Origin of the sequence: Paenibacillus taiwanensis DSM 18679, assembly GCF_000425125.1 — a bacterium.
GTDB classification, from domain to species: domain Bacteria; phylum Bacillota; class Bacilli; order Paenibacillales; family Paenibacillaceae; genus Paenibacillus_B; species Paenibacillus_B taiwanensis.
On sequence record NZ_KE384308.1, the window covers coordinates 248,692 to 272,428 of the forward strand.

General features: G+C 44.2%; 19 protein-coding genes. 2 read left to right on the top strand and 17 right to left on the bottom strand.

Going from position 1 to position 23,737, the window contains the following annotated elements; genetic code table 11:
- The 8 genes from H509_RS28230 to H509_RS26055 form a co-directional block, all read right to left on the bottom strand.
- On the bottom strand, positions 1–464 hold a 464-nt coding region (locus H509_RS28230), incomplete at its 3' end, for an alpha-helical endospore appendage domain-containing protein (RefSeq protein WP_028546581.1).
- Between the two features lie 48 nt (positions 465–512).
- Positions 513–1,622 (bottom strand): YheC/YheD family endospore coat-associated protein, encoded by a 1,110-nt coding sequence (locus tag H509_RS0119625; RefSeq protein WP_028546582.1) that lies wholly within the window; start codon positions 1,620–1,622, stop codon positions 513–515.
- A complete protein-coding gene (locus H509_RS26050) occupies positions 1,619–2,998 on the bottom strand; it encodes a YheC/YheD family endospore coat-associated protein (RefSeq protein WP_051287430.1) in 1,380 nt (459 codons plus the stop codon). The genes H509_RS0119625 and H509_RS26050 overlap by 4 nt, the downstream gene beginning before the upstream one ends.
- A gap of 363 nt (positions 2,999–3,361) precedes the next feature.
- Positions 3,362–4,285, bottom strand: a complete 924-nt coding sequence (locus H509_RS0119635; RefSeq protein ID WP_028546583.1) for an MBL fold metallo-hydrolase — start codon at positions 4,283–4,285, stop codon at positions 3,362–3,364.
- A 32-nt stretch (positions 4,286–4,317) separates the two neighbouring features.
- Positions 4,318–5,004, bottom strand: coding sequence for a hypothetical protein (locus H509_RS0119640; protein ID WP_028546584.1), 687 nt, complete (start codon positions 5,002–5,004; stop codon positions 4,318–4,320).
- Positions 5,005–5,034: 30 nt separating this feature from the next.
- Positions 5,035–5,397, bottom strand: coding sequence for an alpha-helical endospore appendage domain-containing protein (locus tag H509_RS0119645; RefSeq protein ID WP_051287432.1), 363 nt, complete (start codon positions 5,395–5,397; stop codon positions 5,035–5,037).
- Between the two features lie 39 nt (positions 5,398–5,436).
- Positions 5,437–5,739, bottom strand: a complete 303-nt coding sequence (locus tag H509_RS0119650) for an alpha-helical endospore appendage domain-containing protein (RefSeq protein ID WP_028546586.1) — start codon at positions 5,737–5,739, stop codon at positions 5,437–5,439.
- A 212-nt stretch (positions 5,740–5,951) separates the two neighbouring features.
- Positions 5,952–7,058 carry a YheC/YheD family endospore coat-associated protein gene (locus tag H509_RS26055; protein ID WP_036698204.1) on the bottom strand — a complete coding sequence of 369 codons (1,107 nt, stop codon included), beginning with the start codon at positions 7,056–7,058 and terminating at the stop codon, positions 5,952–5,954.
- A 454-nt stretch (positions 7,059–7,512) separates the two neighbouring features.
- Here H509_RS26055 and H509_RS0119660 point away from each other — a divergent pair, with 454 nt between their 5' ends.
- Positions 7,513–8,421 carry a pentapeptide repeat-containing protein gene (locus tag H509_RS0119660; RefSeq protein ID WP_425414251.1) on the top strand — a complete coding sequence of 303 codons (909 nt, stop codon included), beginning with the start codon at positions 7,513–7,515 and terminating at the stop codon, positions 8,419–8,421.
- 208 nt (positions 8,422–8,629) lie between these two features.
- Here the strand turns inward: H509_RS0119660 and H509_RS0119665 are convergent, their stop codons facing one another.
- The 8 genes from H509_RS0119665 to H509_RS0119700 form a co-directional block, all read right to left on the bottom strand.
- Positions 8,630–9,283 carry a FusB/FusC family EF-G-binding protein gene (locus H509_RS0119665; protein ID WP_028546588.1) on the bottom strand — a complete coding sequence of 218 codons (654 nt, stop codon included), beginning with the start codon at positions 9,281–9,283 and terminating at the stop codon, positions 8,630–8,632.
- Positions 9,284–9,660: 377 nt separating this feature from the next.
- On the bottom strand, positions 9,661–10,671 hold the full coding sequence (locus tag H509_RS0119670; protein ID WP_028546589.1) for an ABC transporter substrate-binding protein: 1,011 nt from the start codon (positions 10,669–10,671) through the stop codon (positions 9,661–9,663).
- A 234-nt stretch (positions 10,672–10,905) separates the two neighbouring features.
- Positions 10,906–11,256: a VOC family protein gene (locus H509_RS0119675; protein ID WP_028546590.1), complete on the bottom strand. Its 351-nt coding sequence runs from the start codon at positions 11,254–11,256 to the stop codon at positions 10,906–10,908.
- A gap of 249 nt (positions 11,257–11,505) precedes the next feature.
- On the bottom strand, positions 11,506–13,788 hold the full coding sequence (locus tag H509_RS0119680) for a PA14 domain-containing protein (RefSeq protein ID WP_028546591.1): 2,283 nt from the start codon (positions 13,786–13,788) through the stop codon (positions 11,506–11,508).
- 383 nt (positions 13,789–14,171) lie between these two features.
- Positions 14,172–14,651, bottom strand: coding sequence for a DinB family protein (locus tag H509_RS0119685; RefSeq protein ID WP_028546592.1), 480 nt, complete (start codon positions 14,649–14,651; stop codon positions 14,172–14,174).
- A gap of 239 nt (positions 14,652–14,890) precedes the next feature.
- Positions 14,891–15,886 (bottom strand): LacI family DNA-binding transcriptional regulator, encoded by a 996-nt coding sequence (locus H509_RS26060; protein WP_051287438.1) that lies wholly within the window; start codon positions 15,884–15,886, stop codon positions 14,891–14,893.
- 171 nt (positions 15,887–16,057) lie between these two features.
- Positions 16,058–19,423, bottom strand: a complete 3,366-nt coding sequence (locus H509_RS0119695; RefSeq protein ID WP_028546593.1) for a GH36-type glycosyl hydrolase domain-containing protein — start codon at positions 19,421–19,423, stop codon at positions 16,058–16,060.
- Positions 19,424–19,577: 154 nt separating this feature from the next.
- A complete protein-coding gene (locus H509_RS0119700) occupies positions 19,578–21,743 on the bottom strand; it encodes a glycoside hydrolase family 3 N-terminal domain-containing protein (RefSeq protein WP_028546594.1) in 2,166 nt (721 codons plus the stop codon).
- 157 nt (positions 21,744–21,900) lie between these two features.
- Here H509_RS0119700 and H509_RS27810 point away from each other — a divergent pair, with 157 nt between their 5' ends.
- Complete coding sequence (locus tag H509_RS27810) at positions 21,901–22,044, top strand: hypothetical protein (protein WP_157277846.1); 144 nt, start codon at positions 21,901–21,903, stop codon at positions 22,042–22,044.
- A 55-nt stretch (positions 22,045–22,099) separates the two neighbouring features.
- Here H509_RS27810 and H509_RS0119705 read toward each other — a convergent pair whose 3' ends face one another.
- A complete protein-coding gene (locus tag H509_RS0119705; RefSeq protein WP_028546595.1) occupies positions 22,100–23,695 on the bottom strand; it encodes a type 2 periplasmic-binding domain-containing protein in 1,596 nt (531 codons plus the stop codon).
- Between the last annotated feature and the right edge of the window lie 42 nt (positions 23,696–23,737).

Below are 23,737 nucleotides of genomic sequence, written 5' to 3' on the forward strand. Positions count from 1 at the left end.
GCTCCCGTAGCTCCTGCTTCGCCCGTTGCGCCTGTCGCTCCCGTAGCTCCTGCTTCGCCCGTTGCACCCGTCGCGCCTGTCGCACCTGTTGCTCCCGTAGCTCCTGCTTCGCCCGTTGCACCTGTCGCTCCTGTTCCTGTAGGCCCAGTAACACCTGTTCCTAGATCGCCAGGAATGACCGACAATACGGACTCTAATTTGTTATTTAACAAAATTTCAGTCTTAATCGCTTCCTGCAACGTTGATTTTACACTTTGGTCAATGAGCAATAAGTCACTGATTGTAGCGGGTACAGACAAACCTGGCAGCGAGCCTACTGCGTACTGTATTTTTTCCGCTTCAGCGTTAATAATATGACCTAATCCAAGCTCCTCGATGGCAATAGACGATAATAACAAATTAAATGAATCTTCACGTGTTAAAGTAATGCTCGGAGTAACATTTGGAATATTTGCTTGTGACATTGCTATACACTCCCTACTCAGCCTAATTTCTCCACACAATTCATCCGCTTATTCCTTATCTTTTTTCACACGCGCTAAGTAAGACGAATATTGAAATATACGTGTTAGCGATAACTTACGAATCTTCTTTTCATCAAATTTCATCGGACGTGCGTTCGCCTCAAACAACCACAACTTTCCTTTTACATCTACCCCAACATCAAGTGACATTTCACCGAGACTGTATTTCTCATTGCCTTCAATACAAGCGGCTACTTCAAGTGCACCCTGTTTAGCGCTCTTTATTACATCACTTGCCTTTTTGCCTCCAAATAAGGATCGAAGTAATGCAACCGGATTTCCTAACTTCCCTCCACGCGGCACATGAGTAGTAATACTTTTAGTACCAGCAATTCTAGCGCCTACACCTGTTACTTTCCAAACCCCATCTTTATTTTTTTGAACTAACAATCTCAGATCAAACGCTCTTCCTTTTATAGTCGCTAATGGAATCCCTTGTTGAACAATGTAGGCTTTGTTTCTGGCTTGTGCTCGAATAGTGTGCCATGCTTCTTGCTTAGAGGAATGGCGAACAGCTGACGTTTGAACATTGTTTTGAATTTTCACAACGTACGGCTGTGCATGGGTCGGCTCATAGGAAATGGTCATAATTCCTTTTCCGGAGTTTCCTGTTTCAGGCTTTAAGTATAAGTAATCAAATTCAGATAATAGTTGACGAAAGGAGGATTGAGTAAGCGGTTCTGTTGTCGGGAGCTGAATACGAGACAATGTTCCTTTTTTTAATCCCTCAAATAAGCGGCGCTTGTTGAAAAAAAAGGGATTGTAAAGCTTGATGTTTCCTGCCGTCAAACAGGCACGAAGCTTTTTTTTGACATATGCCTTCTTCTCCACCTTACGAGAAGGAAGACGGTTATAAATAACGGTAGGCAATGGAGATTTCTTTCTTTCCCATTTCTGAGAGGACTTCACATAATGATAGCCCCAAATTCGAGATTGACGCAGTCGAAGATCTTCAACAGTTACAATATAGGTGAGTATCCCCTTTGAGGTGCCTGTATTAATAATATCTTTAAAATTGCGGCGATCACCTTTAAAGCTGCGGCGCTTGTCTGCGGCAGTTAACACAGCTACGACCAGTGGTGTTCTACGCTTTTTCAATTCGTTGTCCTCCCACGGGCTTTTCCTAAATAAACGCAATGATTTACGATATATCTAATGGATGCTTTACCTCTCGCTTTTAGCGCTGGATGTTTAAATATAGCTCGCCCTGGCTTGGAATTGGCTTCAAACATCCAAATACGTCCAGACTTATCAATACCTAGATCAAAGCCGATCTCCCCAACTAAATGGGAATACTGCTGTTCGATTGCTTCGGCAAGCTGGATCGCGACCTGTTTAGCTTCTTGCAACAATTTAGTTGCTGATCTCCCCAAAGTTTGGGTAAGCGCCTGTTCAGGAGTCAAAATTTGGCCCCCGCTTCTTTGGTGTGTTGTAATACTGCCAAGGCCAGCCTTCTTTGCACCGATTCCGGCAATACACCAGCCCTTATCACCATCCTTATGGACGTGGACACGGAAATCTACTGGACAATGATGAAGCTCGAGTAGTTGAATACCCTGCTGTACGAAATAGTGCTTCAGTTTGCTGCCTTCTTGTTGGCGGAGAAACTTCATTACATCTTGTAACGCATGAAAGCTCATCTGTCGATTGACTCCATCTTGACGATAGCGCAGCAGAAATTTCTTATCTGGCAACAACGCAACCTTATAAATCCCAATGCCAAGACTTCCCGCCGTAGGTTTAAGATATACAAATTGATGGCGATTGAGCATTTGTTGCAGCTGTTTAACGGTCGGATTCACATAATATTCCGGTATATGTTTGTGCATCGCTTTATGTCTGGATACGAGTTGATAAACATCTGTTTTATTAAAATAACTCCAATTAAACACAGGTATATTGTTATTCTGAAATAATCGACGCAGCTTCAAAATGCCGACTGATTTCTCCATCTTTCGATTGAGCAGCCGATTGTATACAACATCAGGCAGTCGAGATAGGTGACGATTCCACCTTCCCCGTTCATCCAGAGTATAGGCGAGCACCTTACCTTCTCGAAGCCGTATATCGGTAGGACCAAAAATGATAAATTTCCCTTTGTGTAATCCCTCATTCACCAATTGCTTCATAAAAGGCGTACGCGAGCCAAAAGGATAATGAGTGGAAGAAAACACGACATCTGTCAGTATGCCGATCAGCGGTTTCGAGTGTACAGGGGATGGCGTCGAATCCATTACTGCGGAACTGCTTCGAAGTGATGGAGCTTCCGTTTCTGGCTCTCGCTTGCTTCTAACAACCACTTTTTTAACCCGTCTTCGTTGCTGCTCCACTGCAACCGGCTTACTTTCTCTTATTAGTTGTTCGTTAAAAACCGCTTGCTCCTTTCGTTTAAATTGTTCCAATATGTGATTGGAGAGTTGACTGACATTAACCGCATAATGCTTAAAGTTAGAGGATGAGACTGTGAAGCGCATAGATGTACCTCCTGCCATTCATTACATTCGCCTATCTTGTTGGAGGCTACATTATACGGAGAGGGAGGCCAAATGGTGACTGACGAAATGTTATGTCAATGTTTTAATATTTTACGTGCTGTCCATTGGAATATTACGCTGACTAGTAACGCTTACTAGATTACGATCGTAAGTTACTGTTGTCTGCTTGTCCAAAATGACTACACTTATATCCCGTAACACAGATTAACGTCTTCACGTTTGTACCTGTATGACTTAGCGCATACGGGTACATATGTGAAGACGTTATCTAGTTGGAGCTTTTTAGTTATTTTCATTATTAACATGTTACGTTATCATCCTTAGGAGGGAGAGGTATTACGACTAGGCAAGTATGACAGAGGCACGATCATAGTAATACAATATACCATCATTAACTGAAGCTCTAAGCTTTGAATCCTCATGTAATTCATTCAGATACGATCTAACGATCGTGTTGGCAAGGGTGAAATGACTCGACTTATTTTTTAGTTGATATTCCTTCATCACTCTTTGCACGATACCTTCCAGTGTCATCGGGTGCTCACTTATAATGCCAAATATAAATTGAGCCGTTTCATCGATAAGATGCTGGTGTTGTTGGATCAGCAACGTAACATCATTATACTTGCCGCCATGACTTAGCACATATGCTGCATACTTATGCGCTGTCAGCTTATTTAAGGAATCTTTAGCCCCTTTAATGTCTGTGTAATACAATAACTTCTGTTTAATTAAAGTTGTGTTTCCAAAAATAGCATCCGCACTATAAAATACCTGATCAGGAGTCACTATACCTACCATACCTGGAAAATGTCCTGGAAGTGCAACGACGGAGAAGGGGACCTCATCAATGACGATATCGTGGTCGCGATATGGGATGATGTCTGTTACAGCGTCCTTTACTATTCCCTCATCGAGTTCATTAGCCACACAAGGGATATATCCGGACAACCCACTCTCTAGCGCCCGATGTTCCAGAAATTGAGCTGTCCAGGAAGTAGCATATACCCTCAAGTCCGCATAAATCTTCTTCAAATGCGGAAGCCCACCCACCTGTGCCTGATGGCCATGTGTTACGATTACGGAAGAAATGTAGTATCCTTTTTTCTTCACAAAATGCTCGATTCGCTTTGCGGCGCTCTCGTTTGCCCCACTGTCAATTAAGACGGCAGCACGACTATCCTCATTAAAATAAACACCTACTGCCAAATTTGCGTCGTACATGTAACTATTTCCGTTAATCAGTTCTAACTTGGTATCTTTCATGGATGGATTCCCCTTTAGTCAAGGTTCCGTCTTCATTTTTGTTCATAAATCATACTCCCCACCTTTGCCTTAATAAAACTCGTCACAGGAGGAAGTTGCAAAGGACTAGCTTGTGACTTTTTGTTTGGTTGCTTTTTAATGAAAGTAGTGGCCTGCTGTGGTGGTGAATACAAGAGGGACACCTCCGGCTGAGGGAGGTTATCGTCTGTCTCGATCGTTTCCGACTCGACCTCTACTACGTTTGTATGCTGGTAAACTGTAACCACTTCGCTTGCCGTTACCTCGTCCTGTATGGATGGAGTAATTTGAAGCTCCTCAGATGAATTAAACGAATATGTTTGACTTTCTGTGTGATACTTAACGATAATATCTAATTTCACATTCATGAGATCCATATGTACAAGATTGTCAAACGGATTCTCGTTCATACTTTCTCGGATAAGCTGTGTTGAATTTATAATTTCGGAAATGATCTGCTTACTTTGAACATTTGGTTCGTCGCGCAGCTGTTCGGGCTGCATACCGCTGTTCCTACGGTCCTGAAATCGATGCAATTCCGTTATGATATGCAGCAGAGATCGCATATGAGATTCAAATACTACCGCTTCCTGCTCATTCGAATGCTGACGTCTCGAAAGCATTCCTCTGACTAAGTATAAAATTGCACTTTCCATACGGGAGAAAGGAATTTCGCTAATTCTACTATTGGAGTGTAGCATCCTTAACGCCTCTACTTTTTTTATTGATTTTTAATAATCAAACACATCATCTTGATATGAAGCTTCATGTTTTCGCCCTTCCTCTGACCTACTTATAGAACGATAGTCATGAACAAAAGATAACGTATCGAGTTTTTTTAGAAGCAGCCACTCAGCCATAAGCATCGTATCCAACAGCTGAATGACCGTATGATTAAACTGGATAATCTCCGATGTAGAGGGGCCTGTTGGAAAATCGAGGTTTTTACCAACAAACGCTAGAGCCTTATCAGCTTCTGTATTTATTAACTTGGACAACGCCTCTTCTTCTAAAGCAATTGCCTTAATTAAATGTGCTACCGCTTGATCCTTCGAATTGGTTTCCTCGTAAAAAGACTCGTCATTTATTTTCACAGTACTCCTCCTTCCTTCTGATCATATAAAAATTATAGATTATTCTTCGAAAAATTCATCACGTTCTTCCAATGAAATAACATCCTCCAGCTTAAACTGGAGCAGCATTTGATTTTTAATAACGTTACGCAGCATACGCTCAACACTGTGATTTATTCTTAACGCATCTTCCAATGTGACACAGTGGTCTTTTAAGATAGCCTGTATTTTTTCCCCTTCTGCATTAATAATATGGGACATCCCGATCTCTTCCAACGCAATTGAAGTAAGCAGCAAATTAATTACTTCGTTCCTTTTTAGGACGATTTCAGGTTTAATATCTGGAATATTTGGCATTGACATCGACAATCATCTCCCTTTAACCATTTAGATGATACAAACACACTCCACCCAAATCCATCACGCTTGTTTGCACTCGACATATTCTTATGAAGCTATCCATTTAATTATGAATGCAATTAATTTGGAAGTTGCCGTATACACCATAACATCCAGTGCAGCTCAAAGAGCGCATACCTATAAGGCACACGCTGAACGCAACCAAAAATCAACCACTATCGTTTGAGCTTATTTGCATATAACCACTTCGCATATCGGATAGGTTGAATAATCGCTTTATGATACGCCGCCTTGTCACCGATCCCTTTAAACACTTCCCGTGAAGGTTTTGGATTAACTTCCAGCAGCCAACAACGCCCCTGCTTATCAATCGCCCAATCCAATGCTAGCTCACATAAGGACCCATACTTTTTTTCCAAATACGCAGCGATGCGTATGCCCGCCTTCTCCATATTGTGCTGAATAGAATCGATGCGCTGCTGATTCCCAATCCAGCTTTGGAGCAAAGCCCTCATCGGAACGGCATGACCACCACCATGCAAATTGGAAGTAACACTTTTATAAGCCCCCACTCGACCTACACTTCCCGTGATCCCCCACTTCCCATGTTCATCTTTCTGGATAAGCATCCGATAATCATGAACCTTGCCATTCGACAGCTTCACCGGGATGCCCTGCTGCACTATATAACGATCCTGCTGCACCCAAGCTTCCATGTATGCCCTTAATCGATTCAGCTTTACATATTGCGGCGAAATGACACGACGGCTTCGGTTCCGTCCTTCTACATATACATATGAAGGATGTTTTCGTTTACGCTCAAGACGTAAAATCCCTCTGCCCCCTGTACCATTGATCGGCTTTACGTATACCATACCGGTTTTACTGAGCATGTCGTTAATATTTTGAGGTTCCCTATAAATGACCGTATGAGGCAGCAGCTTGTTGAACTCAGGAGTGTCAGATAATACGTTGTAAATTTTCCATTTATTACGCAGCGGTTGGTTAAGAAAAGTTAAATACCCGAATTTAGCACGGAAATGTTTCATAGATGAGAACTGTGCGGAGCGTTGATTACGGCATCTGTCAAAAATGAGCTGAGGCAATACGGACCACTTTCGTGTCCACTTACCCGTACCGGGGGTGTATACCATAACGTTTGCTTTTTTTCTAACATGATCTACATCTTGAGGTGTAAATACACACACATCCATGTCCATTTCATGTCCCGCCACAATCATTTGTTCATATACGTGACGTTCTTCAATGTCCCTCCTTTTATTTTTGTATAACGTTAAAATGCCTAATAATGGTCTTGACATGTGTGCACCTCTTATCATAGGTCGCCTGCATTTGTAGTTATCTGGGTAACCATTTTCCTCATATATAAAGCTTCTAGTTAGAAGTATACGCCGCTTACGATGGAAAAAATGGTGACTGCTTGTTGGAGTTTGAGCAACAAACAATCACCTATAATGTGTGTTTATTTTTTATTGTTCCAGACCTTCTATCACAAGGAAAAAAGGTCTATACAGAGCGTATACAGCAGAATATGTAAAATCAGGTTTAATGGTGCCTAAATCACACAGCACCCTATCGTTGCATTTCTATCCTAGTTTATTAAATGATGCTAAGCAAAGGAGCAAATAGCTAGCATTTTATTTCCTCCCTCGCCTGCGCTACAACTTGCTCTTTTTCGCTCATTTGCAGTAAAATAGGTTCGCTAGCTAGATCCAGGTTGACGTGATCTTTACTCTGGACTAACATATAAAAGTTATGAAATATGTTCAGATGGGGGAAATATTCAAAGTGGCGGATCAACCATATGTGTCTGAAACTTTTCTTGATGCGAATCGGCAGCAACTCCGTGCGAAGTGTGAGGACTGCTTTGGTTTATGTTGCGTAGCACTGCCCTTTGCCGCTTCAGTAGATTTCGCAGTAGACAAGCAGGCAGGATCACCTTGTTCTAATTTACAACCCGATTTCCGCTGTGGTGTGCATACTCGTTTGCGCCAGCTAGGCTTTCGAGGTTGTACCGTATATGATTGCTTTGGCGCCGGACAAAAGCTATCCCAACATACTTACGCTGGCCGTGATTGGCGGCATGCTCCTCAATATGCGCAGCAAATGTTTGACGTATTCCCCATCATGTGGCAGCTACATGAATTACTTTGGTACTTAACCGAGGCGCTTACGTTACAAGCCGCTCATTCTATTCATGCTACGCTTCGTGCAGCACTTTATGAGACGGAAAGCTTCACGAATCTTGACGCAGAAGCACTTGGCAAGTTAAATGTAGCAGCGCATCGGGCAAACGTAAATGCATTGCTTCTACAGGCGAGCGAGCTTGCGCGAGCGGATGCCGTTCGTTTGAACAATAGCACCAAAGGACACCGCAAGCGCACTTCGTACGGACGCGGTGCGGATCTGATCGGAGCAAAGCTGCACAAAGCTGATCTCAAAGGGGCTAATTTGAGAGGGGCTTACCTGATTGCAGCGGACTTGCGGGAGGCTGACTTGAGATGGACCGACCTTATCGGAGCCGACTTGCGGGATACAGATCTTCGCGGGGCAAATCTCACCACTACTATTTTCCTGAGTCAAGCCCAGCTCAATGCGGCAAAGGGAGATGCTTCTACCCAACTCCCGCCACACATGAACCGTCCCGCACATTGGACTGCGTAGCAGAGATCATGTAGGCATGCTGCAAGTATCCGGCATGCCTATAACAGGCAAGCACTTAGTATAGGGATAGGGATACTTCCTCAGGAGAAATGCGGCTTACGGAAATGGAGATTTCGCTTATCATTCATTAACGTGAAGCTTGCGGAACAGACGGCAGCTGTACCAAAAGAGGCTGCCGAATCACTTCGACAACCTCTCCAGCATCGTTTTATTTATCTATTATTCGATGGATAAATGTCTCCAATGCACTGACATCAGTTATATTGCTGTTGCATGTGCGGCTATCCACACACAAATAGTTACCGATTGCTTTATAATAATCAGAAGTTGCGTTAGCTGGCTTCGATCGAGTAATTGCGGAGAATAAAGCCACTTCCTCCTGCCTTTTGCACACAAAACAGGTACTCTTCCTGTTCAGGCGGGTAAATCTACCTTCAACACCAACGAGCTTACCAGCCAGATGGTAGACCAAAAACATCTTATTAGTCGCGATATCCGTCCAACCTAAATAAGAAAGTTGTCGATAATCAAGCGCTGCCAATGCGGGTACCTTCAGCTTCTTATTTTTAGGAAATAACTTCTGAAGCTGCTTCTCTGTCACCTGCCCAAATGCTAATAAGTAGGGCTCCAATGACCGTAAATAGTGTTGAAATTGCTCCACCGTGCTCTGTTCTGCAAAACTTGTCACCAAGTCACACGCTTCTGCAAACTCTGGGAACAATGCCATAACTTTGTCATGTGTACTGTATCTTATCGACTCAACGATCTTAGGATCAGATACTGTATTACAAGTATGCCGCAGTAATTCAACCTGCTTCTTGATAACATTATATTGATGGTTTCTAATAAATGGATTGACCATGCTTTTCAGCCCCTTATTTTGTAAATGAAAAAGAAAACAAGGTGCAAAGCCCATCATTAGAAACGATATCCGTTCTCACGGGCGACAATAATTCAATTCCACAACCTAATTGTCCAACCCCACGCAAAGTATCGCCCCTATGTTAGGCTTTGCATGAGTCGTTGCTCATTCTGGCAAACTGTGTTACCACCTCTTACCACCTCCCAGATATCGTATATTATATAAAAGATGCTGCTCTATTCGCAACTGATGTCAAAGCAGCTTCCCCTTATGAAGCTGGCACAAGTTACAGAACAGAACAAAATAAGCAAGCTGCCCAGCCAAAGGCTGAACCAGCTTGCTTGTATGTGCTCACTTGTTGATGTTGTTATGCCTATTTATTTGCTCAGCATTTTAGGAAGCTCTTCTAGCATCCATTGCCGCGTAAATGCATCTGAATCGGATCGTTGAATGTACATTCGGTATACATGTCCTTGCTTCACCGCAGGAAGTGTCTTCCAGACTGGGCTTTTTAATAGTGCCTCCGTTGATTGTTTAGCTTCATCATTCACAGGATCCAGTACAAAGATTCGATCCCCTGCAAACTCGCTCACCTTTTCGGCCGAAATCTCTCTGAAACCTTCATTGGCATCCAGAATGTTCTGAATTGGTGCAGTTGGTTTAAATCCACCTTCTGCATAAAGAAATTGTGGCAGCCCTGCTCTTGCCATGACAAACAATCGATCCCCAGGATAATACGTAAACACAGAAGCCGTCTCACCAGGCTTCAGCACGGTCGCATACAACTGCTTCCACATCTCTTCAGCTTTCTTGTTATAGGCTTGCAGCCATGCTTCTACTTCTTGCTTTTTATCAAAAATTGTCCCCAGTTCTTTCATTCGATAGTCAAGCGAACCAAACGTGTCAAACATAATGGTAGGTGCAATTTTGGAAAGCTGTTCGTACACTTTCTCGTCTGTATCCGCCACAATAATAAGATCTGGATTCAGGGAAGTCACTTTCTCCAAATTAAGCGGGAAACCAACGTTTTCGATGTTCGCTGCTTTCTCCTCATATACTCGGCCCTTTAGCTCGTCTCCATATATGCCGATCAAGGGTAAATTCAGTTCAATCAAATCCCCAGTAGTTTCTCCTGCAAACACGATCGCTTTTGGTGCTGTCGGTATGTCTACTTGATGCCCCTTGTAATCTGTATAAGTACGGGTAGGTGCCTGCTCGGAAGAAACCGCTTGTTCATTAGCGCTGCTATTGGCAGCAGTATCTGTTGAACTGCTGTTACTGGCCTGCGCTGGACCAGCTGCGTTGTCATTTCCTCCGCACCCTATTAATAAAAGTCCCATCACAGTAGTCAATGCGAAAACTGCAATTGTTTGTTTTACGCCTTTCATCACGATAATTCCCTCCTGCGTCAATTTAAAGCTATGTGAATGATAATCGTTATCACTCACATAGCTAACCTTAACTAACTTGGAGCGGAATCACAATGGACAAAATAAAGAACCCCATTTGATTTTGTACAATTGTAATGCATAATGAAGCTCGCCTGTGCGTGAAACTGATGGAAATGCTATTTAATAAATCCTTTCCTGTCAGCTACTCTCTGTTTGCAGCAAGTATGTACCTTACAAATAAGCAACGATGTTTATTAACTTGCCATATGGATCGCGGGCATAAAAACGGCGTACGCCCCATGACTCATTCACAGGACCATATTCAATTGGAAATCCTGCTGCTGTCATACGTTCAAATGCTGTATCCACATGATCAACTTCAATAGAAAGATCGGGTACCGGCGTACCCGCTCCTCCCTCTGATGCAAAGCTAACTTGAACGCACATCTCTTCACGTGAGCCATAAGAAGCGATCCAACCATGATCCATCAATAGCTCGAGTCCGAGTACATCCTGATAAAAACATTTGGCCGCTTCGATCTTTTCCGTCTCGATATTAGCAACGATTCGTATAACTTTCATAAGCAACCTCCATTCAAAGCCTGTCTAATCGGATCAAATACGAACACAATTATACTTGCTCAGTAAATAAAGTAATAATTGTAATACTTGCGCTCATAAACAACGCATACGGTTAGAAGCACCGCTAGCAAGTGCTCCTATCGTATGCTGTTTCGTTATTTATGAAGAGGTATAAGCAGATGGATGGTAAATGTACAATTCCGCGATTTCAGTAAGCTAAGTTATCCATAATCCGTTATACCTGCCAATTTAATCGTACAAGTGAATTTCTGCAACCTGGAGTATTCCATTGCTATTGTTGCTAAGATTCACTCTATAATAACGATAAGCGCTCGTATTGTTTATCGTGTATGACTTCGTCTGATAGCGGCTCGCAAAGCTCTCATTTGACCTTGTATCAAGTGCTGTCCAGTTCGTGCCGTCGTTCGAGCCAGACAACGTCCAATTCAATGGATCTCGCTCGGGAGCATCATTTGCTGAAGTAATCGAATATGATTTGACTGCATAGGCCGCGTTTCCTGAAAATTGATATTGAATGTAAGGATTGCTGTCAAATACAAGCCACTTGGATGCCTCGTTATGGTCGAACACATTTTCTTTTCCTTCACCAGGAGGACTGCTCAGGTTGCTTGCCGTCACTGTTCCGCCTACTGTAAGGCCTTGAGGCTGCTGGTTTGTTTTAAAAAATGGGCTATTATGGAGTGTAACCGCACTAACAGGGTCCCACACTGGAAGTTCGTTTTCTTTAAACATATAACCTCCTGCATCCTTTAACACAAAGAAGCGGTGCAGCCAGTCAAACCCACGCCACATAATCGAGTTTGGCCCACCCTCATGCGGGAGTCCTAACGCATGTCCAAGCTCGTGCAAAGCTGCCCCGTAGCCAATTGAGATGGCTTTCTGCACGGTAGTAGCCGGCTCGCCGACATAATCAGGATCAACCGGGCTCAGATCAGCAAATTTACTCTGTATTTGGGTCTCATCACTTGGGAACAACCATACTGTGGAGCCGCCAAACACACCATAATCACCGCCACCAAGCGCAGTATGGGCATACATATATTTAGCTGCGGCATCGTACTTTGTAAAGCCAACAAAAGCAAGATTTTTAGTGCCTGCTTGTGGATGCTGCTGCGGGATTAGTTCAGCTACTTCACTATAGAGGTTGTCTTTGTTGTAAGAAGTGTTGTAGTAGTAAGAGGTAGGATGATTACTTTTAAGTACGTGCACCTCGACTTTTCCGGTCGTCTGATTTTGCTCCAGATTAAACGTCTCCCGGCCATATCCGTTATTATTCATCGACTCAGCGGTAAACGATTGAATGACTTTCATGTAGGTGCTAAGCTTTGCCGCGTAGTCTTGCGGATCATTTGCCAATTGTGTTTGGTAATTTGTATTACCGTCACTTGGGACATACCAAAAAATACGAGTCTTTGCCTTGTTAGTTTGGGGGACGTAGTTTAATTTTAAAGTGGCTTGCTTCGTTCCGCTCTGAATGATCAGGTTGTTCTCACCTGGAACGAGATCAGCAAATACTTTGAACTGCCCTTGTTCCGAGATACCCTGCATCACCTTCGTGCTGCGATTGGATGAGGTATTGGTCAACGTAATAGTTGATGCGCTTATGTCGCTTACAAACCCGCGAATGAGCGGCAGCGAATATTGGATCGTTTCGTTGTTCGTGAAATTGGTTGCTTCAATATCAGAAGTTGCCAATGGGTAAAGCTGGGTCTGAGGCACGATGCTTTTTGCAGTAGACGTACTGCTCCAATATAACTTTGCTACTGCATCAAACGAATCATCGTAGAACTCTACTTTAATGGCGTACTTTTGCCCTGCTTGGAGCGCAATTGTTCCTGTATGCTCTGTCGCGGCATGGTTGTTCCATTGATCAATGAGCAGTTGATTGTTCACCCATAGGCGAATCCCGTCGTCGGACAGGGTAGTAAATGTGTAAGTTTCATTATGTTGTGCTTGAACTTCCCCTAGCCAACGGACCGAAAACAGATCCGCATCCATATTCGGTATAGGCGAGTTAGCACCCCAATCAAAGTTAATGATAGAGTCTAAGCGCTTTAACTTTAAGTTAGTCAAAGTTGGATTATCAAAGTAATACCCTGTTAAACCCGTACCATTCCCGATTGTTGGGGAAGTACCGCCACCACTCGTTACTGTAACCGTAACGGGCTGGCTGGAGGTGCTTCCATAGCTGTTAATCAGCTTAGCTATGTAGGTATACGTGCCATTCGCTTTACCCGTAATCTCTTTTGTTGAAGTTTGCGGGTTCGGTGAATGGTCTGTCAAAACAGTCGTATCAATCAAGTTTCCATTTTCATATAGCTCTAGCGACGTTCCGTTCTCTCCCCAATACATATTGGTAGAGATTTTGTAGCTGCCATCGCCATCCCAGTTATCATGTGCTAGAACGGGCGTGCCTGGCACGCCATTTGCCGCTGCTGCCACTGACCAAGGTAGAATCGTAAATACCAGTGCCATAACTACACTTAATATTGCCCACTTTGGAGACTTCATTTGCTTCTTTCACTCCTTCTACCATCTGTTCAAAGTTTAACTCGCAACAGAGCTCCCGCCCCCTTAGCAAGCAAGAAAGAGATATGGCTAGCTCATACATCGATATTGCTGCTACGATTGAGAAAATGGAAGTCTATTCCTAAAGAGTGTAATCTCATTTTCGTTGTTAATCAATATGTTTAATAAACAATTATAAGGAGAGACTGCTAGAAGAACGCGTTGTTATCAGTTTATGTGCATTCGGGCCATTGAGGTTTAGGACGATGACAGAAGATGCAGAATGATAGAACTGAAGGCGAACTGGGGACCAGATTATGATTACTTGAGAAAGCGTTAGCCTTTAACCAATTGCAACAAATCGGTAAAATATTGGGATTAAACAATTAATCCCATATCTTTGGGCGATTAATTCCCATTGTTCTCATATAGTCTAACAACTGCCCTGTATGAACAGCTTCGTGGTAAGGAATGCGTAATAACATATCCCCAAGCGTTCTAATAAAACCACCTGCTTCAAAGAGATCTATCTCGATATTAGCATAGTCGTTTATATGAATGGTTTTGATGTATTTCAAAAATTGTTCGCGGAAAGGTTGTACAAATTCAAGTTCATCTTCTACTGAAATAAATTCTTTTGTTGCAAAGGGATTAATTAAATTAGCAAGTCCCTTTTCACCTCTTCCTATAAGAACATGGTGATAAAGAAAGTCAGCTTGCAATATATGTCGAATCATTTCAGCACAAGTTAGAGCTCCTTCATCAGGTTTCCAACTTAACTTGTCTGCGGGTATTGCTCTCCAAACGATTATACTTCTACGCCTTACCTCTTCAAAATTAAAAAGGATTACATCCGTTGCATTCATCTCAACTTCACCCCTTCGCATCTATTTACAGGGATATTTTACCTCCATTATTATTAATCGGCAAGGATATTGTAATGGCTATTAAAAAGCAGCACCAATCAGTACGATTATTATGTAAGTGGACATTAAAATGACACATGCATATGCTCATTATTTTCGTATTTACTAACTAAAGGCCAGCAAACCGAATCCAAGACATATGCATGTGTTATATCTATCATTAAAATAAACTGTATATTTTAGGCGCCAGATGTATGCAGCTCAGATCTTTTCCTTTTCCGGACGGAGTCTCCTTCCACAAGCGTTACATAAATCCGTTCATGCTCCACTTTGTTGCCTGACATAATTTTAATTAGCTGTTCCGCTGCCAAAGCTCCCCATTTATGCTTGGAGTAATCAATAGTCGCGAGCGGCGGCTGCATATAACGTGTAAGTTCAATGTGGTCAAAGCCAATCACATGAACGTGCTCCCCAATACGGAGTTCTGTCTCTGCGAAGCGGCTGCATAGGCCAATTGCCATCTCATCGTTCAGGCAAAATACGGCTACGGGCGCTGTGTACTCCTGTAGTATTTGTTCCGCAGCACGTTCACCCCCGCTTTTTTTGAAATCACCTGCAATTTCGATCCATTCCACATCATCAGCCCGTTCCGCCACCATCTTTACAGCTTTCAACCTTTGATTAGAATCAAACGAGCCGGAAGGCCCCGTTACCACATAGATTTTGTGATGTCCCTGCTCAACCAAGTACTCTGTCGCCAACGTAGCCCCTGCCTTATTATCCAGCAGCACTTGATTAATGTTAGGGTGCTCCAACTCCCGATCTAGCACCACGATTTTATGATTACGATCTGCGTATTTGATCAGTTCCTCACTCGAAAACGTCTGATCCAATATGACAGCTCCATCAATCATCCGCTCGGGAAGCATACGGTGGGATTGCTTACCGCTGCATACGATCAGGTCGTATCCCTGCGCATTACATACTTCTTTCATACCACCGAGCAGTTCGCCGTATACATCTCCTTTAAAATCCGTTAAAAATACACCAATAATTTTCGATTCTCGCTTCTTTAGCGTCCTTGCCGCCGCATTCGGTACATAGTTTAACTCTTTGGCTACGGCCAATATTTTCGAACTGGTCTCGTCTGTCACTTTACTGCTGCCGTTCAAAGCATACGATACGGTTGAAATGGACACCCCCGCTTTTTTAGCGATATCCTTAATACTGACCACTGTTTCCCCGCCCCTCCGTCGGTTTACCAACAACCTTCTTTTATGTATGGGCATGGTATTGTACACCCGATAGTATGGTTAAAATGAGTTGTTCTCCTAGCTTGCGCCCAAGCAATTTCACCTTTCAGAGCGCCACTTGAGATCGTCTAGGAGAACACGTTACATGTACAATTACATATATATATCAATCTGGTTATGTCCTTGTGTCAGTTCGGATGCCAAATCGTCTTTCATAATACGTACGCCGCCTTGGCGATACGGGTTATTTATACGGGAAGTAGGAATCGCCTTTCCATTAATGACGATACGATGGACCGCCTCACCTGCAATATGGTAAACAAAGGTCACCTGTGCACCCGCGAACTGAAAATCAAACTTCATCCCGTCCAAACGAGCAGGTAATACAGGATCTACGATCAGATCGCCTGTTTCCTGCCGAATGCCAAGTGCATTGGAAATGAGCTGATTCATGTAAATTCCCGGTCCGCTGGAATAAATTCTCCAGCCGCCCTTCACTGCAACTTCTCCGCTGCGCAGTGCTTCCATATGCCCTTGTGCCTCATAACGTGTGCTGAATTTACCATCTGAGCTGCTAAAATAAGCATTGCTTTGACGAGGCTCCGCGTTTAGCACAACTTCGCCTATACCAACCGGGTTAATAATCGCAAGCCCGTCCCATACCTCATCTGCTTGGCCGAGCTTCGCCATTGCTTCCACGTAGCGAATATGCGCATGCACGTATTGAAGCCCCACTTCACGTCCAAAGTTGGACGCTTGCTCCGCACGCTTAAAGTGTGAGCTGACACCACCCGCGTATTGAGCGGGACGATCCATCAAACGCACGCCGTCAGGAAAAAACAGTTTATCCTTAATCAATTGATAATGGGACTGTGCCTGTGCTTGATTAAGCAGTTCCGCAATAATGCTGCGTGTCATTGGCAGCAAGCGGTATTGGATACCCGTATCCGTGTCAGTCGGATGCAGCATCATTTTTACTTGTTCAGGATGTTCCATATAGAGAAACCCTGGTATAACGTCTGTTTGCAGCATATAACGGTTATAGTCTCGACCAATACCAACTGCGATGTCAAGCAGTTCTGCCGCAAGCTCCGGCTCAACGGACAGCAGCGCGCTTGCAAGCTGACGCATCGTCTGATAAGTTAGCGCAACCGTCCAACTGCTGACCATGTACTGCTTCAACTGTGCATTTGCTGGCTGAAGCGTATCGTCCCAGTCACCATCCCCATATGAAGACAAGTACGTATCATGCAGGAAATGTGTTTGAATATAGTGCAGTTCTTTTTTTGCATGTTCGAGAATCGTTTCTTTGTTCTCACTAAATTGGAAGCTATGCTTAACGGTATACGGCACCTCTTCTTGCAAAATGCTGTAATCTTGTGTAGCCCTTAAATAATCACTAAGCACCTTCAGCGGCCAGACGATAATATCTCCATGACTTTCTTCCTGCTGAATCGCAAAATAACGATCGAACATAAACCACTGCGGCCAATTGCCATCCTCTTCATACTGATGTGTGTAAACCATTTTTATTATATCTCGTACTTGTTCAAACTTTTGTGTTGCCATAAAGTATTCAACAGGCCCTTGGCACACATCTCGAGTTCCCCAAGCCGCGCCTCCATACTGCTCCAACCCATGCGGTACTGAATAGTGAACCAGCATATTATGTGTGTACCACCAAGCAAGCGCGTTCACTTTAAATAGCTGCTCCGTCATCGCTTTACTCTCACTAGTGAGGTTGAATCCGTTCATGACGCCCTGATAAAATTCACGATAGCTTGTAATTTCTTCTTCCATGCTGCGCGTCGTTGGTGGAAGCTCTTCAGCGGACTGCAAACCTTGAATGGTGAGCGTCCACGCTGAGCTCTCATCAAGCTGCATAACGACAAGTGAAGCTTGCCCGCCCTGCAAACCATCGGCGAGCATCGTTTCATCACCTATAGTGACAGTTGCTCCCTCTACCCACATCCGATATTGGAGTTTAGGATACACGGAAGCACTCAACGACTTTTGATCTCCAGTAAATGTGAGCCTTCCTTCCTCCACTGTCATATGTACTGGAAGTTCGTACTCGTTCACATTCATCGTAACTTGATTCGTCACCACATATTTATAGGCGCGTCCAGACTCCGAACGGACGTGAAGACGCACTTCAGGTGTATCCAGTGCTGTATAGTTTGTAATGATCAGCATATCGGTTTCCAGCTTGTAGTACCAGCGCACATAGTTAAAGCCCATTTCAAATAAAGACGGCATCGTTAGAAGCTGGAACTGCTCTCCAAGCTTGACATAAATACGTTGTCCTGCCGTTTTCGGAATGTTAAGCGAGCTGCGGGCGTTACTCATCATTTTGTTATAGTTTGTGTTGCCAACGACGACATGTGAATTAAAGATGCCATACATATAGGATGTAGTTGTCATCACAGTAGCCCCAAGCTCAACATTGTTGCCGCTCATTAGGATGTGTCCATGAGGTCGTTCAACTAACAACTCTTTTTCCTTGCGTACAATATGCTCATATGTGTCCGTAAAGAAAGCAAGCAGTTCACCGTCTTGACGCTCCTCCTGATGGCATGCTGGAAAAAGCTCCTTTATTTCTGCTTCCGACATCAACATCGACTGTAGCGGCTTGCCAATGGACGCTTTTAAGCATACTTGTGGCAGTTCATTTACTGGCGCTGTCGTTTCAGTGGATAAATACGCTGTCCATGCTTGTTGAACCTCAGTCGTATAGGCAAGCTCGGTGACAGCAGCCGGATGATCTGGTTTAAAAAGACCATAGAACACAAAACGAGCATCACCATTTAACGTCACAAGGTCGGATTGCAGCGCTGTGTACGCAAATTCGTATTGATATATTTCGTTTGCAAGCTTTGCCTCACGCAAGCATGCTGGCACATTTGTTTCCTTGTAGGAAAGCCCGAAAAATTGAAATCCATCCGTCGAGTAACCAGTTGCTCCCGTCAGTGAACCTTGCTGAATATACGGAAATTGTCCACCTTGGGGCTGATTTTGCCGTGAACAGACCACATAACCGTTGCTCCCATTTTCAAATAGGGTGTGATCGATATACTGAGATAAATAAGCCTCATTACTGCGAACTGCCCCCGTGTCCGCGATACCGACGTCTTGACCGTAAATGACATCTATCTTTACACCGTGTCCTCGTGTCACCACGTCCCAGAACCAAATACTTTGATCTGTAAGCGCAAATGTTACCTCATATTCGATCTCTTCAACGATGCCTTTCCAAATCATGCTTTTTTCGTTTGCAAACACAGTGCTGTTCGAATGGATACCGAGAAGCGGGTAAAACGTAATGCCCGTTGCGCTATGAATGCGCAAATAAAGATTGTTTAAAGACCCGTCAATCGGACTTGTCATTAATTGGTTTATCATCGTGCGACCGCTTGCCGCCTCGTATAAATCACCACTACTCCAAAAAGTAAAGCGTACGTCGCCAGCCTCAATGTGCAGTTTGGAATCCGTTAATTTCTCTCTGTTAGTTGTTGTCATGTGGATGTCATTCCTCCTAGCTCCTAGCCTGAATGTCTGTCTCTGAGGATACCTCAGAAGATCTATATATAATGAATATAATGGCATCGCTTATAAAATGGATCGCCATACGGTATGACGAGCTCATGTACTTGCTAAATGATAATGATCCGCATCACATAAGCGTAAACGAACTCATCAGCGTGTCACGGCTGTTGCCGCCAACATACAGATGGAACGTGCCTGGATCACTCGTAAAACGTAAATCCGAATGATGATATCGCAACTGCTCTTCTGTCAGTTGGAACGTAACGACACGGCTTTCCCCTGGTGCAAGTTCAAGCTGCTCAAATCCTTTTAATTCACGAAGGGGACGAACTACTTCACCCGTGACGTCGCGAACATAAAGTTGAACGGTTTCCACTCCAGCAGTTAAGCCTGTATTCGTTACGTTGACACGGATAAAAAGGGGTTGTGCTGCCGACATCTCCTTGCTGGAAAGTGCTAGCTCGCTATATGCAAATGTTGTGTAAGACAGACCGAAGCCGAATGGCAGCAGCGGCTCGTTTGCGCTATCGATATACTTGGATACATATCGTTCTTCCAGCTTTAACGGATCAAGCGGGCGACCTGTATTAAAATGGTTATAATAAACGGGCACCTGTCCTACGGATTGCGGAAATGACATCGTCAACTTCCCGGACGGATTCACATGACCGAGTAAAATGTCGGCCACAGCAGCCCCACCTTCGCTGCCCGGGTACCAAGCTTCAAGCACCGCATCGACTTCATCCAACACACCGTGCAGATCAAGCGGACGGCCATTAAAGAGTACGGTTGCTATCGGTTTACCGAATGTTTTTAACTGTTTGATCAACGCCAGTTGCGCTTCTGGCAAACGGATATCGGTGCGGGAAGCACCCTCACCACTCATGGCGGAATCTTCACCGAGTGCAAGTACGATGACGTCTGCGCTTTGTGCGGCTTCAAGTGCGCTCGACAATTGCTCCGCAGACATTTGGTGCGGGCTGCATCCGGCCGCAACAAGCAAGGCCCCCTCCTGCATTCGTTCTGCCAATGCAGTGCTTAGCTTCGTCGCATCCTCTTTGACGCCCACACAAGACCACCAGCCCAAAATATCGTCGCTGTCTGCAAATGGTCCGATCAGCGCCACCTTGTGATGTGGCTTGAGTGGGAGTACGCCTTCGTTTTTAAGTAAGACACACGATTTAGCGGCCAAGTCATAAGAAGCTTGGCGGTGCTCCGCACAGAAAAGCACTTCCCCCTCACGTTCTGGGTCCGCCCCACGGAGCGGATTGTCAAACAGGCCGAGCTTTTCCTTTAACTGCAAGATCCGCAGCACCGCTTCATCTATAAGCGTTTCCGCAAGCTGCCCGCTTTGTACCAGCTCTGGAAGGTGCCGCACATAACAAGGCGTCATCATCTCGATATCAACACCCGCGCGCATGGCACGATATGCAGCCTCACGATCGTCGGCTGCTGCACCATGTGCAATCATTTCCCGAATGGAGGCCCAGTCCGATATGAGGACACCGTCAAAGCCCCACTCCCCACGCAGGATGCCTCTCATCAATTGCTCATTGCCAGTAGCCGGTATACCATCAACCGTGTTAAAAGACGACATCACCATCTCGCAGCCTTCGTCAAGCGCCGCTTTATACGCAGGTAAATAATACTCTCGCAATTGTCTTTCCGACATATCAACTGTATTATATTCACGCCCACCTTCAGGAGCTCCATACGCAGCAAAATGCTTCACACACGCAGCCATTCGATCCGTATTTTCTTTTAATTCGTCCTTCCCTTGATAGCCGCGAACAAATGCCCGTGCAAACATGCTGTTCAAATAAGGGTCTTCGCCTGTCGTCTCCATCACCCGTCCCCAGCGAGGATCTCGCACGAGATCGACCATTGGTGCAAAGGTGACATGGATACCCGATACCGCAGATTCTTTAGCTGCAATAGCTGCACTTTTTTCTGCAAGCTGTAAGTCCCATGAGCAGCCCATTGCAAGCGGAATTGGGAAAATCGTCTTAAAGCCATGTACGACATCCGCCATAAACATTAACGGAATACCAAGTCTGCTATGCTCCATATAAGACTTCTGCACTTGAATGATATCCTTTGCACCTGACAAGCCAAGCACAGAACCACTCGCGGCAACCATTTGCTCCGTAATTCCCATTTCTTCCATTGGACCTGTTACTTGTCCTTCACTGCCAGCACCCTCATGTAAATGAGCCGTAAGCTGCAATAGCTGTGCCGTTTTCTCTTCCAAAGTCATTTGCTGTAATAAGGCTGTTAATTGCTGATTATCCATGTTCTTTCCTCCACTGCTGTATTTGTAGAATAAGTTAATATTCGCGTTGAAAACGGGATGAAGTACATCAGTCTTCTCCTTTCTCAGGAACTTGCACAAAATCAAACTGCCGCCCACCTGCTTCTAGCCTCCCTGACTGATAACTTTCAGCAGAGCGGTGCAACAATTGCGAACAGACGTTGTGCAAATACCTCAATTAGAAGCTCCATCTGTTAGTCCTCGCATGGACGCTCTATCGGTCCGCGCTGTTGAAGAGAAGAACCCGGCCGCATCAGATGATGCTGCGCACCGGGTTCCATAGACTCGGGCCATCGGCATACGCCTCAGGCCAACTTCATATGGCAAGCAATATCGACTTACTTTAAGTTGTTTAGTTCATCCAATACCGGCTGTACAAGCGATTGCTTGCTCTCCACCCACTTTTTCCAGTTTGCTTCCAAATCTCCGCTTTGCAAAATCAGATTCGTATACTCTTTTTCATAATCAAAGGTCGCTTGATTTTTCACTTTAGAATCATACAATTGAACGGTCCAATCGTATTCAGCCAGCTTGCCGCCTTCTTTTCCCAATCTGGCTTTATCTTTAAAGTGAAGCACGGCTCTGTCACGATATTCCTTTTTAATCGCCGGGTTGATCATGCTGAAGTCATCACCCAACAGGTAAAGTCCTTCAAAGCGAGCAGGGTAAAGATCATCCAACGTTTTGCCTTCCGGCAGTAAGCTTACAAGTTCTTTATTGTCGTCATATTTCCAGTCTTTACCTTCAAAGCCCATGTTCAGCAGCATTTGTCCATCTTTAGAAGTGGAATAATCCAATAAGTCCATCACACGTTCGAATTTCTCTGTGCTGATGTTTGGCGAGAAAATCAGTGCTGACCAGAAATTAGCTTGCTCCAAGTTACGATATTTTCCATCTTCACCCAGCACAATAGCCGTTTGAACGACATCGTCACTTTCGATGTTTAAGTTCTTTTTCATATTGGTGTCTACATCTGTACGGAAAGAGGCCAGCCCACCAACACTTGTTACAGCGGCAGCACCTTTAACACGGAAGTTATCGTTGCCTTCATTGTTTTTCCATGTGTAGAACTCCGGATTCAGCAACCCTTCTTTGTAAGATTCCTGCATCAGCTTTAAGCCAGTAAGTGTCTCTGGATCAGCAGGCCCCCAATGATATTTTCCATCGTCACCTTTATAGAAAGCCGATTCTACTTTGGCATGCTCACTGTTTGGCATAATGATGTTTGTTAGTGCATCGGCCGCATTGTAAGAAATCGGAACTAGTTTTGAACCTACTTTCCCCGGATCTTTTTCCTTCACCAATTTGGCAAATGTCATCAGTTCTTTTGTTGTATAAACGTCCTTTAATTCAAAGCCTACCGCTTTGGCCCAATCCTTGCGCAGCGCGATAACCCCAATCTGATTCGTCAACGGATCAGCTGGTTTATTATCGTAATACACAGGACGCGGCAAAAGGTATGTGCCGCCCTTCATTTCTTCCAACTTATCGCCTAATCCTGTTAATTTGTATGCAGCCGCGACATTTGGCCAGCGTTCTTTCCAATCATCAGGAAACTTGTAGAACAATCCTTGATCGATATAGTTCATGGCATCGCCATGAATATAGTTCCAGGTTGCTACATCAGGCAAGTCTCCTGAGTTAATCCACAAGCGAAGCTTCTCGCCCCAGGAATCCCATTCCACAAAGTTGTAATCCCAATCGAGATTAAATTTATCCATCCAAAATTTGTGGAACTCATTGTCCAACTGGCCATCTTTAAGTTGAAGCGTACTTGCAACGGAAATTTTCAACTTATCTTTGTACGCTCCGTTGCTGTCCTTCTCATTTCCACCCTGCGCTTCTTGTTTTGAACATGCTGTCGCCATCAGCATAACCACACACATCGTTACGGCCAAAACTGATTTCCAAGACCACTTTTTACTTGTTTCCATGTTTTTGCGCCCCTTGTTGATTAGATTTTTGTTCCAAAAACC

Coding starts and splice junctions, on each gene's coding strand:
- H509_RS26050 (WP_051287430.1), bottom strand. CDS start 2,998: ATGCGCTTCACAGTCTCATCCTCTAACTTTAAGCATTATGCGGTTAAT.
- H509_RS0119680 (WP_028546591.1), bottom strand. CDS start 13,788: ATGAAGTCTCCAAAGTGGGCAATATTAAGTGTAGTTATGGCACTGGTA.
- H509_RS0119705 (WP_028546595.1), bottom strand. CDS start 23,695: ATGGAAACAAGTAAAAAGTGGTCTTGGAAATCAGTTTTGGCCGTAACG.
- H509_RS0119700 (WP_028546594.1), bottom strand. CDS start 21,743: ATGGATAATCAGCAATTAACAGCCTTATTACAGCAAATGACTTTGGAA.
- H509_RS0119675 (WP_028546590.1), bottom strand. CDS start 11,256: ATGAAAGTTATACGAATCGTTGCTAATATCGAGACGGAAAAGATCGAA.
- H509_RS26055 (WP_036698204.1), bottom strand. CDS start 7,058: ATGTCAAGACCATTATTAGGCATTTTAACGTTATACAAAAATAAAAGG.
- H509_RS0119650 (WP_028546586.1), bottom strand. CDS start 5,739: ATGTCAATGCCAAATATTCCAGATATTAAACCTGAAATCGTCCTAAAA.
- H509_RS0119685 (WP_028546592.1), bottom strand. CDS start 14,651: ATGAATGCAACGGATGTAATCCTTTTTAATTTTGAAGAGGTAAGGCGT.
- H509_RS0119670 (WP_028546589.1), bottom strand. CDS start 10,671: ATGAAAGGCGTAAAACAAACAATTGCAGTTTTCGCATTGACTACTGTG.
- H509_RS0119695 (WP_028546593.1), bottom strand. CDS start 19,423: ATGACAACAACTAACAGAGAGAAATTAACGGATTCCAAACTGCACATT.
- H509_RS0119635 (WP_028546583.1), bottom strand. CDS start 4,285: ATGAAAGATACCAAGTTAGAACTGATTAACGGAAATAGTTACATGTAC.
- H509_RS0119665 (WP_028546588.1), bottom strand. CDS start 9,283: ATGGTCAATCCATTTATTAGAAACCATCAATATAATGTTATCAAGAAG.
- H509_RS0119640 (WP_028546584.1), bottom strand. CDS start 5,004: ATGCTACACTCCAATAGTAGAATTAGCGAAATTCCTTTCTCCCGTATG.
- H509_RS0119660 (WP_425414251.1), top strand. CDS start 7,513: ATGAAATATGTTCAGATGGGGGAAATATTCAAAGTGGCGGATCAACCA.